We start from the raw sequence: 16,332 nt of genomic DNA, 5'->3' as shown, positions 1-16,332 counted from the left end.
CTGAAATTATGAGTGGATGTGGAGGATGTGCCAGCTGTGGCACACATTTCAACCCAATCCTTGAAGGTGACGACGGCGCGCTGAAACGTGCGCTGTACAAATCAATGGGCCATAGCGATGAGCAGCTTCGCCGCCCGGTGATTGCCGTGGTGAACAGCTACACCAACGCGACGGCGGGACACGTCAATCTTAACGAGCTGACGGCCAAAGTGCTGGAGGGAATTGAAGAGGCGGGCGGCGTCGGCATGGTCTTTGGCACCATTGCCCCGTGCGATGGCATCGCTGAAGGTCACCTTGGCATGCGCTATATTCTCGCCGCTCGCGAGGTTATCACCGCCTCCATTGAAGTGATGATGCGCGCCCACCGTTTCGACGGCATGGTGCTGCTTGGCTCCTGCGACAAAATCGTTCCGGCGATGCTGATGGCCGCCGCGCGGCTGGATATCCCGGCGATTATGGTCAACGGTGGGCCAATGTATCCCGCTGAATACAAAGGTAAACACTGGGACGGCAATATCGTCACCGAGGCCATCGGCTGGAAAAAACGTGGCGAAATCACTGAAGAAGAGTTCGCGCATATCGAGAACATTGCCGAGCCGGGGCCAGGCTCCTGCACCATGTACGGCACCGCTAACACCATGTGCTGCATCGGTGAAGTGCTGGGCATGAGCCTGCCGGGCAGCAGCACCCTGCCCGCCGTCTCGCAGGAGCGTCGCGAATGCGCCGTAGAAACGGGCCGTCAGGCCGTCAGGCTGGTGCTGGACGGGGTTAACGCTCGCCAGATCATCACGCCGGATTCTATCCGCAACGCGATGGTTTATCTGCTGGCGACCGGCGGCTCCACGAACGCGATTCTGCATCTGCAGGCCATTTACTATGAAGCCGAGCTGGGCCATTTGCCGCTCTCTGCGTTTGATGAGCTCAGCCATCATGTGCCGCTGGTTGCCTCACTCTATCCGGCTTCCGAGCACGATATGATCGACTTCTGGGAAGCGGGAGGCGTGCGGGCCGTGGAGTATGAAATCAGTAGGCTGATGAATCTGGATGCGCTGACGGTAGCGGGCAAAACCAAGCGTGAGCTGCTCGCCCAAACGCAGCGAAGCTGCCGCCCGGAAGTCATCCATACGCTTGCTATCCCGGTACGTAACGAAGCGGGCGTAGCCGTACTTCACGGTAATTTATCTCCGCTCGGCTGCGTGGTGAAACCCGCAGCCGTGCCGGAGAATCTAATGGTGTTCCGTGGGCCTGCCGTCGTCTTTAACAGCGAGCAGGAGTCCGTGGACGCGATAATGTCCGGTCAGATCCAGTCGGGCAGCGTGCTGGTGCTGCGCTACGAGGGGCCAAAAGGCGGGCCGGGAATGCCCGAGATGTATAAGCCGATGAAATCACTCGAGGGGATGGGCCTATCCGATACCTGTGCGCTGATCACCGACGGGCGTTTCTCCGGCTCTAACCGCGGCCTGTTCGTCGGGCATATCTCGCCGGAAGCGGTGGACGGCGGCGAGCTGGGCCTCGTGCAAGACGGCGATGAAATCTCCATTGATATCCCCACGCGCCAGCTGACCCTGCACGTCAGCGAAGCCGAGCTGGCGGCCCGCCGCGAAAACTGGAAGCCGGTAAACAAAGAGGTTCCGCGCGGCTTCCTACGGTTATATCGCCGCTGGGCATTACCTGCCGCTCAGGGCGCGGTACTGGCGGACAGGGAGGAAGACTGATGCAAAAGCACTATGCGGCGCAGGATATCATCGGCGTAAACCCGATATCCGCCATGCCGTTTACCGCCAGCGGTGAAATCGATGAGGCGAGCCTGATTCGCCTGCTGGAACACCTGGCAGGCAGCGGCGCGCAGGGCACCACCCTGTTTGGCATCGCCAGCGAATTCCCCAAGCTGGACGACCACGAGCGCGATCGGCTGGCGCAGATTTTTGTCACTACGCTTGCGGGCAGCCCGCTTTACCGTGCGATGTCCGTCACCGACCACAGTACGGAGCTGGCGGTAAAACGCGCTCGCCGGTACGCCAGCCTGGGCGCCGATGCACTGATGCTGCTACCGCCTTTCTTCCTGCAGCCAAACCAGCAGGCGATTCAGGAACACATTTTTGCCGTGCTCGAAGCGGTGGATATTCCGGTAATGGTGCAGTACGCGCCGGGGGAAACTGGCCTGGCTATTACCCCGGAGCAGCTGGCAGCGGTCGCCGCCCGCTATCCCCATGCCGTTTTCAAAATCGAATGTAACCCGCCCGTAGACTACACGCGCGAATTTCTGGCTAAGGCACCGCAGGCCAGCGTGCTTAACGGCTATGCCGGGCTGTATATGCTGCAAATGCTCGAAGCGGGCGGCAAGGGCGTGATGCCGGGCTGCTCGTTTACCGAGGTCTACGTGCGTATTTATCGCCACTGGCTGAAGGGTGAACGACAGCAGGCCGAAGTGCTTCACACCGCGCTGCTGCCGTACATCCAGCGCTGGATGAGCCACTGCGAATACATCATTCAGGCAGAGAAAACGATTCTGATGCGGCGCGGGATCATTGCCAGCGACTACTGCCGCAGGCCGGGCTGGTCGCTCACCGACGAAGACAGCCTACTTATCGATAAATTTATCACCGACTTCCAACTATAATTTTAAGGCTGCGGCCTGCCCGCAGCCACCGAGGTTTCCATAACAAATCAAAACACAGCCAGAGTGGTTATTAACACCGGGCACCAGCCAGGGAATCGGCCACGCTTTTACCACGCTGAAAATTATGTATTTATCCAGCGACAAGACAAATTTTTTTTGAGAACGAAACTTGTAAGGGACGGCGGGCGCAGCGCGATAATGCAGGACGAGGACGACGCTTAGCAAAATGGGGAGCCAAAGCTCTCCATTTAAAACTGGCAAAAAAGGTGGATGACGCTATCGGTACAAACCGGGCACATGGGTAACACTTTAGACCGGCCACATGGGTAACAGTTATAAACGGTATAGCAGAGGAGACTCACTATGCCCTGGACTGAGACCCAACCCATGCAACGTCTTGATTTCATCCGTGCCTGCCAGACGGGCACGGAACCTTTCTCGGCCCTGTGCCGCCGTTTTGGTATCAGCCGCAAAACCGGCTACAAGTGGCTGCAGCGATTTGACCCCGATGACCCGATCTCCCTTTTTGATAAATCCCGTGCCCGCCTCACGCATCCTGACAGACTCCTGCCTGACATTATTCAGCAGCTCATCGATATCCGGCTGACACATCCCGACTGGGGCGCGAAAAAGGTGCGCGGCTGGCTGATTAATCACCGCGTGCCGTTCCCTGTTCCTGCCGCCAGTACCATCGGGGATATCCTTCAGCGTGAGGGGCTGATTACTCCCCGTGTCCACCGTCGTCGTACGCCCGGCAACCGCCAGGCGATGACCTCCATTGAGACGGTTAACCAGGTCTGGAGCGCGGACTTCAAGGGCAAGTTCCGGCTTCTCAGCCGGGCCTACTGCCATCCGTTCACCCTGACCGACAACCACAGCCGTTACCTGCTGGCCTGCCAGGGCACCTTCAGGGAAAGCGAGTCCTTTGTCCGTGGTTGTCTGGAGCAAGCCTTCCTGGAATACGGCCTGCCCGAAGTTCTGAAAACGGATAACGGCCAGCCGTTTGCCGGAACCGGCATCGCGGGGCTGAGTCGTCTTGCTGTCTGGCTGATTAAGCTTGGCATCCGTCCGGAGCGTATTCGTCGGGGACATCCGGAGGAAAACGGACGCCATGAACGCATGCACCGCTCTCTCAAATACAGCCTGGGCTTCGATAACCGGCATTCGACTCTGGAAGCCCAGCAGGCGTGGTTCGACCATTACCGGGAGGAGTTTAACCGGGAACGGCCACATGAGGCACTGGGCGGGCTGACCCCCGGTGGCATCTGGGTGCCGTCGCCCCGGCAATGGGACGGAAAAACGCCGGAGGTGAGTTATCCGGAGGGTGCACGAATTTATCGGGTCGGACCGAAAGGCGTTATACACATCGGTAAACGTGTGTTCCTGAATCAGGCGCTACGGGGGGAATATGTGATGCTGGAGGAACGGGAAGATGGGGTGGATGTCATTATATTTAACCGGATGGACCTTGCTTACTACGACAGACGTAAGCAAAGTATCATCCGGATAGATTAGCCTGAATGTGTTACCTATGTGGCCGGTCTGATCTGTAACCTATGTGACCGGTCGTACACTATCGCTTATCCACCCTACGCCTACACTTCTTTGGCATCGATACGCAGCTCGCGCGGCACTTCAAACACGATGTTTTCTTCGCGTCCGGTCAGCTCGCGGGTTTCGCTGCCGCCAAGCTCACGCAGGCGGGCTAACACGTTTTGTACCAGCACATCCGGGGCGGACGCGCCGGCGGTAACGCCAACGCATTTCGCGCCTGTCACCCACTCTTCCTGAATGTCCGTCGCGTCGTCAATCAGATACGCCGCTTTCCCCATGCGCTGGGCAAGCTCTGCCAGGCGGTTGGAGTTAGAAGAGTTCTTCGAGCCGACCACCAGCACCACGTCCGCCTCGTCCGCCAGGGCACGCACGGCTTCCTGACGGTTAGTCGTGGCGTAGCAGATATCGTCTTTGCGCGGCCCGATGATCTGCGGGAAACGGTTACGCAGCGCGTCAATCACTTCCGAAGTGTCATCGACCGACAGAGTGGTCTGGGTCATAAACGACAGCTTGCCTTCGTTTTTGACGTTCAGCCTGCTGACGTCCTCCGGCGACTCCACCAGGTACATGCCCCCTTTCGGGTTGCTGTACTGGCCCATGGTGCCTTCCACTTCCGGGTGGCCGGCGTGGCCAATCAGAATGGACTCTTCACCACGGCGGCTGGCGCGCGCCACTTCCATATGCACTTTGGTGACCAGCGGGCAGGTCGCATCGAATACCGTTAAATCACGGCCTTTGGCTTCGTTGCGCACCGCCTGGGAAACGCCGTGCGCCGAAAAGATCAGGATCGCGCCGTCCGGCACTTCGCTGATTTGCTCGATGAAAATCGCCCCGCGCTCGCGCAGGCTGTCCACCACGTAGCGGTTATGCACCACTTCATGACGAACGTAAATTGGCGCGCCGTAGATAGCCAGCGCGTTTTCCACAATGCTGATAGCGCGGTCGACCCCGGCACAGAAGCCGCGTGGGTTAGCCAACAGGATCTGCATTCAACGCCTCCAGTACCGGGTTAACTTCCAGTACTTCGATATCAAAATGAAGGGTTTGCCCGGCGAGAGGATGGTTAAAGTCCACGGTGATGGAATCCCCGTTGACTTCGCGCACCACGCCCGGCATCTCGCTGCCATCCATTGCGGTAAAGAGCATAATCGCACCCGGCTCCGGCTCCCCCGCGTCGACGAATTCACGACGGGAGAAATACTGGATCATGTCCGGGCTTGGAATACCAAACGCGGATTCCGGGGCCAGCGAAAACGCCTTTTTGTCGCCAGCCTTCAGGCCGACAAGCTGGTCTTCCATACCCGGCGACAGGGTTTCATCGCCAAGGGTGAAGAGCGCCGGTTTGCCGTTGTTACGGGTGGACTCGGCGGTGGAACCATCTTCGAGTTTCAGCGTGAAATGCACCAAAACGCGGCTGTTAGCTTGTACAGATTCAGACATGCAGTAGAGCCTATTATTGTGGCGGGGGCGCTAACGCCTGCCCGCCCTACAAATCGAACGGCACGCGGGCCGGATTATGCCGCTTTCTTCTTCCCGTCAGAGACGAAGAACCCTTCCAGCACAATCAGCGCCGCGCCGATACAGATTGCCGTATCGGCCAGGTTGAAGGTGGCAAAGTGCCAGTCGCCGACGTAGAAGTCGATCATGTCGACCACGAAGCCGTGCCAGAGCCTGTCGAACAGGTTGCCGAGCGCGCCGCCGATGATCAAAGCATAGGCGATATTGTTCAGCTTCTGGGTGGCTTTCGCGCGGTACATCAGCACCGCCAGCACCACGGAGATACCCACCGCAATGCCCGCGAAGAACCAGCGCTGCCAGCCGCCTTTATCCGCCAGGAAACTAAACGCCGCGCCGTAGTTACGGGCGTAGTGCAGGTTCAGCGACGGGAACAGCGAGACGGTGTCCCCCAGCATGAAATGCTGGAGGATCAGGTACTTGCTGCCCAGATCGATGATTAGCACCACGACCACCAGCCACAGCCAGCGCAGGCCGGTAGAAAGAATCGGTTTACTCATCAGGCGAACTTACGCTTTTCGCCGTCACCGGCTACGTTGCTGACACAGCGGCCGCAAATTTCTGCGTGTTCCGCTACCTGACCGACGTCGGTAGTGTAATGCCAGCAGCGCGGGCACTTCTCACCGTCGGCTTTACGCAAGGCGACTTTCAGGCCTTTAAGGATTTCGCTCGGCTGAGCGTCTTCCGTTGCCTGCGCATAATCGGCAACTTGCGCACCGGAGGTCAACAGGACAAATCGCAATTCATCGCCCAGGGCGTTGAGCTTCGCTGCCAGATCGCTGTCCGCGTACAGGGTGACTGCCGCTTCCAGAGACCCACCAACGCGTTTGTCGGCGCGAGCCTGCTCAATGACCTTGTTCACTTCGCCGCGCACGGTCAGCAGGGTATCCCAGTAGTCGTTGTTCATCTCTTCGGCGTTATCCAGGCCAAACAGACCTTCGTACCACTCGCCGGTGAAGACGTACTGCTCGCGTTTACCCGGCAGGAAGCCCCAGATTTCGTCGGCGGTGAAGGACATGATCGGTGCCATCCAGCGAACCAGCGCTTCTGCAATGTGATACAGAGCGGTCTGGCAGCTGCGGCGCGCCACGCTGTCCGGCTTCGCGGTGTACTGACGATCTTTGATGATGTCGAGATAGAACGAGCCCATTTCAACGGAGCAGAAGCGCATCAGGCGCTGCACAACTTCGTGGAAATCGTAGTTTTCGTAGGAGGCCAGGATATCCGCCTGTGCTTCCTGCGCGCAGCCTACCGCCCAACGGTCCAGCTTCACCATCTCTTCGGGTTTCACCATGTCGGTTTCCGGATTAAAGCCGTTCAGGTTAGCCAGCAGGAAGCGAGCAGTGTTACGGATGCGACGATATGCATCGGCAGCACGCTTGAGGATTTCGTCGGAAACCGCCATTTCGCCGGTGTAGTCGGTAGATGCCACCCACAGGCGCAGGATGTCCGCGCCCAGCTTGTTCATCACGTCCTGCGGAGAAACGGTGTTGCCGATGGATTTGGACATCTTACGGCCCTGACCATCTACGGTGAAGCCGTGGGTCAGCACCTGGCGGTAAGGCGCTTTGCCTTTCATCGCCGTGGAGATCATCAGGGAGGACATGAACCAGCCGCGGTGCTGATCCGACCCTTCCAGATACATGTCCGCCGCGTGGCCGTTGAACTCAGGGCGCACGTCCACAACGGATGAGTGCGTTGAGCCGGAGTCGAACCACACGTCCAGGGTGTCCGGCACTTTGGTGTAGTTGTCTGCGTCGTCACCCATGATGTCGCGCGGATCTAAATCCCACCACGCCTGGATGCCGTCTTGTTCTACGCGCTTCGCAACTTCTTCCATCAGTTCCAGCGTACGCGGGTGAAGCTCTTCCGTCTCTTTATGCACGAACAGGGACATTGGCACGCCCCAGGTGCGCTGACGGGAGATACACCAGTCCGGACGGTTAGCAACCATGGATTCAATGCGCGCCTGGCCCCAGTCCGGGATCCACTGCACGCCTTTAATCTCTTTCAGGGACTGCTCGCGCAGGCCTTTCTGATCCATGCTCACAAACCACTGCGGCGTGGCACGGAAGATGATCGGGGTTTTGTGACGCCAGCAGTGCGGGTAGCTGTGCAGCAGTTTTTCAACGTGCAGCAGAGCGCCTTTATCGCGCAGGATGTTGACGATCAGATCGTTGGCTTTGAAGACCTGGACGCCGTCCAGCCCTTCATAGGTGCCAGGCAGGTAGCAGCCGTCCGGCCCAACCGGGTTGGCAATTTCCAGACCGTATTTCTGGCTGATCACGTAGTCGTCAGGACCGTGGCCGCCTGCGGTATGAACCGCACCGGTACCCGCATCCAGGGTAACGTGGTCGCCAAGAATCACTGGCACATCGTAAGCAAGGAACGGATGCTTAAAGCGCATCAGCTCAAGCTCAGCACCTTTTGTTTCGCCCAGCACTGTCCAGTCGCTGATTGCCGCGCTTTTCATCACGCTTTCAAGCAAATCTTTGGCGACGATCAGCGCCTGGCCATCAACCTGCACCAGCACGTACTCGAAGTCAGCGTTCAAAGAGACCGCACGGTTAGAAGGCAGGGTCCACGGGGTGGTTGTCCAGATAACAAGAGAAACCGGGCCGGTCACCACAGCCGCACCAAACTTCGCCTTTACCGCGTCGGCATCGACCGCATGGAAACTAACAAAGATGGAAGGAGACGTTTTGTCGTAGTACTCAACTTCCGCCTCAGCCAGCGCTGAACGACAGTCGACGCACCAGTGGACTGGCTTAGCACCTTTATGCAGGTGGCCGTTACCGATGATTTTGCTGAGCGCACGGATGATGTTCGCTTCGGTATTGAAATCCATGGTCAGGTACGGACGTGACCAGTCACCCAGCACGCCTAAGCGGATGAAGTCTTCGCGCTGGCCGTCAACCTGCTCGGCCGCATACTTACGGCACGCCGCACGGAATTCCGCCGCAGACACTTTCTCGCCCGGCTTGCCGATCAGCTGTTCTACTTTCAGCTCGATTGGCAGACCGTGACAGTCCCAGCCCGGCACATACGGCGAGTCAAAACCGGAAAGCCCTTTGGACTTAACGATAATATCTTTCAGAATCTTGTTTACGGAGTGACCAATATGAATGCTGCCGTTCGCGTAAGGAGGGCCATCGTGCAAAATAAAGGACTTCTTGCCTTTTTTTGCAGTACGGATGATGCCGTACAGGTCATCATCGTTCCAGCGCGCCAGCATGCCCGGTTCGCGTTTAGCGAGATCGCCACGCATCGGGAACCCTGTTTCCGGCAAGTTCAGGGTAGATTTAAAGTCACTCATTAGATTCTCGGTTCCGTAGTTAGCTTGCTCAGGTATTAGAGCCAAAAAATTCGCGGGCGGTTACTACATCGTTAGCGATCTGCGCTTTCAGTTCATCGAGCGAAGCGAAGCGCTGTTCATTGCGTATTTTTTTACGCAGCACCACATCTATATGGTGTCCATACAGGTCCATTGCAACATCCAGCAAATGAACTTCTAACTGCTGGCGCATCCCCGCCACCGTAGGGCGGGTGCCGATATTGGCAACGCCAGGAAGCAGCTTGTCGCCGAGACCCGCCACTTCTACCGCGTACACCCCTTTTACCGGGGATACCTGACGGCGCAGCGGTATATTCGCCGTCGGAAAACCGATGGTGCGGCCCAGCTCGTCGCCGTGGACAACGCGTCCGGAGATAATAAACGGATGCCCAAGCAGGCTTTTAGCAAGCTCGAGTTTGTCATCAGCTAAGGCCTGGCGGACCGCCGTGCTGCTGATGCGTACGCCACCTTCGCAAAAAGTCTGCGTGCTGGTGACGTTAAAGCCGTATTCCAGGCCTGCCTTCTGTAATAACAAGAAATCCCCCTGGCGACCAGCACCAAAGCGGAAATCATCCCCGACGGCGAGAAACTTCACCCCGAGGCGGTTAACCAGCAGGTCGCTAACAAAGTTTTGGGCCGTTAGTGCGGCAAAGCGGCGGTCAAAACGCACGCAAAGCACGTAGTCCACGCCGCACTCCGCCAGGTAGCGCAATTTTTCACGCAGACGGGTTAAGCGTGCAGGCGCCTGGCCTGCGGCAAAAAGCTCCAGCGGCTGAGGCTCGAAAATCATCACCATGACCGGAAGGTTGCGCGTACGCCCCTCCTCACACAGCCCTTGTAGCAGAGACTTGTGGCCTCGATGCACGCCATCGAAATTACCAATGGTGAGGACACACCCGTGGTGATTCTGGCGTAAATTATGTATGCCGCGTATCAGCTTCATGGCTGGCTCAAAACAGTGGAAATCGGCGGATTATATCAACTACCGCGATGAACGTTAACCAGCGATTGTCCGTTTGACATAAAGCTTTAAGGTTTTCATTACGCTGGGGGACGCTTTTGCGTCGCTTAGCCGTTATTGATGGATTTTTGTTAGCTAAAGGCTGTATTCGCAGGCCCGATGCTGGTAGAATCCGCGCCATCACAACGTAAGAGGTGTCGTAAAGTTAACGGCGCTTATTTGCACAAATCCATTGACAAAAGAAGGCTAACCGGGCATATTCCTCGGCCTTTGAATTGTCCACATAGATCATATTTGGGAGTTGGACCTTGGCTAATATCAAATCAGCTAAGAAACGTGCTGTACAGTCTGAAAAGGCTCGTAAGCACAACGCAAGCCGTCGCTCTATGATGCGTACTTTCCTCAAGAAAGTATACGCAGCGATTGAAACTGGCGACAAAGCTGCTGCACAGAAAGCATTTAACGAAATGCAACCAATCGTGGATCGTCAGGCTAGCAAAGGTCTGATCCACAAAAACAAAGCTGCGCGTCATAAGGCTAACCTTACTGCGCAAATCAACAAACTGGCTTAATCGCCTTTCTGTTGTCAGCTTAAAAAAAACCGGCTCATGCCGGTTTTTTTATGCCTGAAATCCGGTGCTATTTAAACAGCGCCGAGTAATCTCTTTTGCAGACTCGCTGCACCGCGGGGTGCTGAATCATGCGCTCTGCGAAAATCGCGTGGTACTCTTCCATCACACTCTCAATGCGCCCAATCTCAATGATGTTGTCGTCTTTATAGATATCCTGACCGTACAGCGTCGGAGCAACGAATATCGCATTGTGCGCCGCACCAAACGCTTTCATCAGGGCCGCATCGTCAAACTCTCCCAGAATCTCGACCTTCAGCCCCTGGGTGTTAATCCAGTTGAGGATTTTACGCCCCAGCATTGAGCGACGGCCGGGTATTAACAGGCGCCTTGTTTCAAGGCAGGCCGGAAACGGCTGCTCGGGCAAGGGCTCCTGAGTCCAGAAGCTGATGCCGCACTCGCCAATTTTGACCGAGAAAAGCCCTTCCTGCTGCGTGGAGTCAATCGGGCAGTCCGAGATAATCATATCCAGCTTATGCTGGCTGAGCTGCTCGAGCAGCATTTCGTGTGTGGATTCAAAACAGCGTAGGTGGATCTGTTCGTCTTCAACGACGGCGGCATCCAGCACGCCGCTAACCAGCCTTTTCGAGAGCGCGTCCGCAATACCTACGTCGAACAACAGGCTAGACTCTTTGCGGTAGTTCACGATATCCAGCATCTCCTGGCTTAGCGTAAACATGCGGTCCGCGTAGCGAAAGACCAGCTGGCCCAGCTCCGAGGGCTCCAGGCCCCGACCTTTTCGTTTGAACAGCTTGCCGTCCAGACGCTCTTCCAGCGCTTTGATTTGCCCGGTGATGGTCTGCGGCGTCAGGTACAGCGCTTCCGCTGCCCCCACCACCGAACCCTCTTTGCAGACGTGCCAGAAATAATAGAGATGGTTGTAATTGATGTGCGACATGGCGCTTTCACTCCCTGAGAGATTGTCCTTTAGCTGGCAGCGGGAGCTGTCAGCGGTGAAATGAAATCTGGTTACGCCGCCGGTGAAAAACGGCTTCTCAGCATAGTGTATCCGACCACGGCGGAAAGCAACGAGCCGATTAGGATGCCCAGCTTCGCCCAGGTGATGAGCTCAGGATCGACGCTGCTGAAGGCCAGGGACGCAATAAAGATCGACATGGTAAAGCCAATGCCACACAGCACACCCACGGCAAGAATATCCTTGAAGGTCGTTCCCTCCGGCAGGCTGGCAAGCTTAAGCTTCAGGGCCAGCCAGCAGAACAGGCTAATCCCCAGCGGCTTGCCGATAAACAGACCGGCAATAATCCCCATCGGCAGCAGCGACGTCAGCCCTTCCAGCGTGACCCCCTGTAAAGAGACGCCGGCGTTGGCAAAGGCAAACAGCGGCAGGATCAGGAACGCGACCCACGGATGCAGTATGTGCTCCAGCTCCCTTGCCGGGGAGTGTCCGTCTTTCTCTTTAAGCGGGATCAGGAAGCCGATAATCACCCCGGCAAGCGTTGCGTGCACGCCGGATTTAAGCACGGCGGTCCACAGTACCACGCCAACCAGGATATAAATTCCCGTACGGCGCACGTTGAAAAGATTCAACAAGGCCATAACCGCAATTGCCCCCGCCGCAACCGCCAGCGACAGCAGCGAAAGATCGTTGGTATAAAACAGCGCAATGATGACGATGGCACCCAGATCATCAATAATAGCCAGTGCCATCAGGAACACTTTGAGCGCGACGGGCACCCGGTTGCCGAGCAGCGCAAGAATACCCAGCGCGAAGGCAATATCCGTTGCTGCCGGGATTGCCCAACCTTCACGGGTCACCGGATCCTGAAAGTTGAAGATCAGATAGATGGCGGCGGGGATTACCATGCCACCCAGCGCCGCGATCATCGGGAAAGCGGCCTGGCGGCGGCTGGCCAGCGAGCCTTCCACCATTTCCCGCTTCACCTCCAGGCCAATCATCAGAAAGAAGATGGCCATCAGGGCGTCGTTCACCCACAGCAGCATGTTCTTATTAATGTCCAGCGCGCCAATGCGCACCTCGACGGGCGTGGCAAGAAACGCCTGGTACAGGCTGCTGGTGGCATCCATGTTCGCCAGAAGCATTGCCAGAGATGCAGCGATAATCAGCAAAATGCCGCCAGCAGCGTCATTCCTGAAAAAGTTATGCAGTGTTTTCGTCATTGTTCCCTCCCTTTGTTCGGCAGCCAGCCAGTGAAGCCACCAATGTGGGCGCGAGGATAACAGCATCGATACATCGTTAAAAGCAGATTAAATAGCGCAGTTAAATCGAAAAATCCGATCAATAACAATTTAGCGCTCATCCTTCCAGGAAAAAAAAACCTGAATCAGCATCAGCCGATTCAGGTTTTAAGCGTAGCAGTCCTGCGGGATGATTTATTTGGTTAAATCATCAAAGAACTTTTTCACGCCGTCGAAGAAGCTTTTGGAACGCGGGCTGTTATGCTCGCCGGTCGGTCCACCAAAGCTTTCTTCCAGATCGCGGAGCAGCTGTTTCTGTTTTTCGTTCAGGCTAACCGGTGTTTCGACAACCACACGGCACAACAGGTCGCCCTGTGCTCCACCCCGTACGGATTTCACACCTTTGCCACGCATCCTGAACAGCTTGCCGGTCTGGGTTTCACCCGGAACTTTCAGCTTCACGCGGCCATCAAGCGTCGGCACTTCAATTTCACCGCCCAGCGCTGCCATCGCAAAGTTGATTGGCACTTCGCAGTAAAGGTTGTTGCCTTCACGCTCGAAGATTGGGTGCTGCTTCACCTGCACCTGAACGTACAGATCGCCTGCTGGCGCACCGTGTTCACCTGCTTCACCTTCACCGGTCAGACGAATGCGATCGCCGGTATCCACGCCAGCCGGGATTTTCACCGACAGGGTTTTGGTTTTCTCTACGCGGCCATGGCCATGACAGGTGTTGCACGGATCTTTAATAATTGAACCGCGGCCCTGGCAGTGCGGGCAGCTCTGCTGCACGGTAAAGAAGCCCTGACGCATCTGCACCTGCCCTGCACCGTGGCAGGTTGGACAGGTTTGCGGCTTCGAGCCGGATTTTGCGCCGCTGCCGTGGCAAACGTCACACTCTTCCAGCGTCGGGATGCGGATCTCTTTGGTTACGCCGCGAACGGCTTCTTCCAGAGAAAGATCCATGTTGTAGCGCAGGTCAGCACCGCGTGAAGCACGCTGACGGCGACCGCCGCCAAAGATATCGCCAAACACATCGCCAAAGATATCGCTGAAGTCAGCACCGCCGCCGCCAAAGCCACCGCCGCCACCCATACCGCCCTGCTCGAACGCGGCGTGACCGTACTGGTCATATGCGGCACGTTTTTGCTCGTCGGTGAGAATTTCGTAGGCTTCTTTGATCTCTTTAAACTTACCTTCGGCCTCTTTGTCACCCTGGTTACGGTCCGGGTGGAATTTCATCGCCAGGCGCTTGTAAGCTTTTTTGATTTCACGCTCGTCTGCGGATTTCGAGACGCCTAAAACCTCGTAATAGTCTTTCTTCGCCATGTTTTTATCTGCCCCTAACATGCGGACACGGGCGGAGAGGAAACCCTCTACGCCCGTGTCAGTGTTTTACCCAATCAAAGGGCGATTATTTTTTGTCTTTAACTTCTTCGAACTCGGCGTCAACCACGTCGTCTTCTTTGCCAGCGTTGGTTGCATCAGCCGCGTTCCCCGCCTGCTGCTCAGCGTGTTGTGCCTGAGCCAGCTCCATCAGCTTCTGGGAAACCTGAGCCAGTTCCTGCATCTTCGCTTCGATATCTGCTTTGTCTTCGCCTTTCAGGGAACCTTCCAGCGCGGTCAGAGCAGATTCGATGGCAGTTTTGTCATCAGCTGGCAGTTTATCGCCTGCTTCTTCAACCTGCTTGCGAGTGCTGTGCACCAGGTGATCTGCCTGGTTACGGGTCTGGACCAGCTCTTCGAACTTACGGTCAGCATCGGCGTTAGCTTCTGCTTCACGCACCATTTTCTGGATCTCTTCTTCGTTCAGACCAGAAGAGGCCTTGATAGTGATCTTCTGCTCTTTACCGCTGTTTTTGTCCTTCGCGGAAACGTGCAGGATGCCATCAGCATCGATATCGAAGGTGACTTCGATCTGCGGCATGCCGCGCGGTGCCGGGCTGATCCCGTCCAGGTTAAACTGGCCCAGATCTTTGTTATCCGCAGCACGTTTACGTTCACCCTGCAGCACATGGATGGTTACCGCAGACTGGTTGTCTTCAGCGGTAGAGAACACCTGGCTGTGCTTGGTCGGGATAGTGGTGTTTTTGTTGATAAGCGCAGTCATCACGCCGCCCATGGTTTCGATACCCAAAGACAGTGGGGTAACGTCCAGTAGCAGTACGTCTTTCACTTCGCCAGTCAGAACACCGCCCTGAACGGCTGCGCCAACGGCAACGGCTTCGTCCGGGTTAACGTCTTTACGTGGCTCTTTACCAAAGAACTCAGCAACTTTTTTCTGCACCATTGGCATACGGGTCTGACCGCCAACCAGCAGCACGTCCTGGATGTCGGATACGGACAGGCCAGCATCCTGCAGCGCAACTTTCAGTGGCTCGATAGAACGGTTGACCAGGTCTTCGACCAGGGATTCCAGTTTTGCACGAGTCACTTTAATGTTCATGTGTTTAGGACCCGTCGCGTCTGCTGTGACGTACGGCAGGTTCACGTCGGTCTGCTGCGCAGAAGAGAGTTCGATCTTCGCTTTTTCAGCAGCTTCTTTCAGACGCTGCATCGCCAGCGGATCGTTACGCAGATCGATACCCTGATCTTTCTTGAACTCTTCTACCAGGTAGTTGATCAGACGGCTGTCGAAGTCTTCACCACCCAGGTGGGTATCCCCGTTGGTAGCCAGTACTTCAAAGGTCTTCTCACCATCAACTTCGTCGATTTCGATAATAGAGATATCGAAGGTACCGCCACCCAGGTCGTAAACGGCGATGGTGCGGTTGCCAACTTCTTTATCCAGACCGTAGGCCAGCGCCGCTGCGGTTGGTTCGTTGATGATACGTTTCACTTCCAGACCTGCGATACGGCCAGCGTCTTTGGTTGCCTGACGCTGAGCATCGTTGAAGTAGGCAGGTACGGTGATAACCGCTTCGGTTACCGGTTCACCCAGGTAATCTTCGGCCGTCTTCTTCATTTTCTTCAGCACTTCAGCAGAGATCTGCGGCGGTGCCATTTTCTGACCTTTCACGTCAATCCATGCGTCGCCGTTGTCAGCGCCGATGATTTTGTACGGCATGATGGCTTCATCACGCTGCACTTCTTCGTCCTGGAAACGACGGCCAATCAGGCGCTTGATCGCGAACAGGGTGTTCTGCGGGTTAGTCACTGCCTGACGCTTAGCCGGCTGACCAACCAGAGTTTCGCCATCCTGGGTATAAGCAATAATGGAAGGTGTGGTGCGGTCGCCCTCGGCGTTCTCCAGCACACGTGCAGTGGTACCATCCATAACTGCTACACAAGAGTTGGTTGTACCCAGGTCGATACCAATAATTTTACCCATCTAAACGTCTCCACTTAAAATTTGTTCGTCATGTGGTTGTGAACCTGTTATGCGGGCAAACAAGAGTGTTTCAACTGCCCAAACGTGTTTTTTTACAGGTCCGCCAACTGCGGTTGCATACAAGATGGGGTCGGCTGGCCCGCCATCAAGGGGCAACGCAAAAAAAATTTTCATCTTCACACCTGTTTAGATCATGGACTCCACCCCTGCCCCCCATTATGATGCCGCGCC

The 16,332-nt window shown here is 56.3% G+C and carries 14 protein-coding genes; 4 read left to right on the top strand and 10 right to left on the bottom strand.

What is annotated here, in order from left to right; translation table 11 throughout:
• Positions 1-8: 8 nt before the first annotated feature.
• From ilvD to ACA108_03230, 3 genes are all read left to right on the top strand, one after another.
• Positions 9-1,715, top strand: a complete 1,707-nt coding sequence (gene ilvD, locus ACA108_03240) for a dihydroxy-acid dehydratase (protein ID XEX96572.1) — start codon at positions 9-11, stop codon at positions 1,713-1,715.
• Positions 1,715-2,620, top strand: coding sequence for a dihydrodipicolinate synthase family protein (locus ACA108_03235; protein ID XEX96571.1), 906 nt, complete (start codon positions 1,715-1,717; stop codon positions 2,618-2,620). The genes ilvD and ACA108_03235 overlap by 1 nt, the downstream gene beginning before the upstream one ends.
• 363 nt (positions 2,621-2,983) lie before the next feature.
• Positions 2,984-4,135 carry an integrase core domain-containing protein gene (locus ACA108_03230; GenBank protein XEX96570.1) on the top strand — a complete coding sequence of 384 codons (1,152 nt, stop codon included), beginning with the start codon at positions 2,984-2,986 and terminating at the stop codon, positions 4,133-4,135.
• An 80-nt stretch (positions 4,136-4,215) separates the two neighbouring features.
• On the opposite strand, the gene ispH is transcribed toward ACA108_03230, so the two are convergent.
• The 5 genes from ispH to ribF form a co-directional block, all read right to left on the bottom strand.
• On the bottom strand, positions 4,216-5,163 hold the full coding sequence (ispH, locus tag ACA108_03225) for a 4-hydroxy-3-methylbut-2-enyl diphosphate reductase (protein ID XEX96569.1): 948 nt from the start codon (positions 5,161-5,163) through the stop codon (positions 4,216-4,218).
• A complete protein-coding gene (gene fkpB, locus ACA108_03220; protein ID XEX96568.1) occupies positions 5,144-5,614 on the bottom strand; it encodes an FKBP-type peptidyl-prolyl cis-trans isomerase in 471 nt (156 codons plus the stop codon). Before fkpB ends, ispH begins: the two co-directional genes overlap by 20 nt.
• Positions 5,615-5,688: 74 nt before the next feature.
• Positions 5,689-6,189, bottom strand: coding sequence for a signal peptidase II (gene lspA, locus ACA108_03215; protein ID XEX96567.1), 501 nt, complete (start codon positions 6,187-6,189; stop codon positions 5,689-5,691).
• Positions 6,189-9,005: an isoleucine--tRNA ligase gene (gene ileS / locus ACA108_03210; protein ID XEX96566.1), complete on the bottom strand. Its 2,817-nt coding sequence runs from the start codon at positions 9,003-9,005 to the stop codon at positions 6,189-6,191. Before ileS ends, lspA begins: the two co-directional genes overlap by 1 nt.
• 28 nt (positions 9,006-9,033) lie before the next feature.
• Positions 9,034-9,966, bottom strand: coding sequence for a bifunctional riboflavin kinase/FAD synthetase (gene ribF / locus ACA108_03205; protein XEX96565.1), 933 nt, complete (start codon positions 9,964-9,966; stop codon positions 9,034-9,036).
• 326 nt (positions 9,967-10,292) lie between these two features.
• Here ribF and rpsT point away from each other — a divergent pair, with 326 nt between their 5' ends.
• Complete coding sequence (rpsT, locus tag ACA108_03200) at positions 10,293-10,556, top strand: 30S ribosomal protein S20 (GenBank protein ID XEX96564.1); 264 nt, start codon at positions 10,293-10,295, stop codon at positions 10,554-10,556.
• A gap of 67 nt (positions 10,557-10,623) precedes the next feature.
• On the opposite strand, the gene nhaR is transcribed toward rpsT, so the two are convergent.
• The 5 genes from nhaR to ACA108_03175 form a co-directional block, all read right to left on the bottom strand.
• Positions 10,624-11,511 carry a transcriptional activator NhaR gene (gene nhaR, locus ACA108_03195; GenBank protein XEX96563.1) on the bottom strand — a complete coding sequence of 296 codons (888 nt, stop codon included), beginning with the start codon at positions 11,509-11,511 and terminating at the stop codon, positions 10,624-10,626.
• A 71-nt stretch (positions 11,512-11,582) separates the two neighbouring features.
• Positions 11,583-12,752: a Na+/H+ antiporter NhaA gene (gene nhaA, locus ACA108_03190; protein ID XEX96562.1), complete on the bottom strand. Its 1,170-nt coding sequence runs from the start codon at positions 12,750-12,752 to the stop codon at positions 11,583-11,585.
• 213 nt (positions 12,753-12,965) lie between these two features.
• Entirely contained in the window at positions 12,966-14,099 is a 1,134-nt protein-coding gene (gene dnaJ / locus ACA108_03185) for a molecular chaperone DnaJ (GenBank protein ID XEX96561.1), read from the bottom strand.
• A gap of 85 nt (positions 14,100-14,184) precedes the next feature.
• Positions 14,185-16,101 (bottom strand): molecular chaperone DnaK, encoded by a 1,917-nt coding sequence (gene dnaK / locus ACA108_03180; GenBank protein XEX96560.1) that lies wholly within the window; start codon positions 16,099-16,101, stop codon positions 14,185-14,187.
• Positions 16,102-16,275: a hypothetical protein gene (locus ACA108_03175; GenBank protein XEX96559.1), complete on the bottom strand. Its 174-nt coding sequence runs from the start codon at positions 16,273-16,275 to the stop codon at positions 16,102-16,104. It abuts the gene before it with no gap.
• Between the last annotated feature and the right edge of the window lie 57 nt (positions 16,276-16,332).

It is taken from the genome of Dryocola sp. LX212 (assembly GCA_041504365.1).
Classification (GTDB): domain Bacteria; phylum Pseudomonadota; class Gammaproteobacteria; order Enterobacterales; family Enterobacteriaceae; genus Dryocola.
This window is presented reverse-complemented; position numbering and strand designations above follow the sequence as displayed.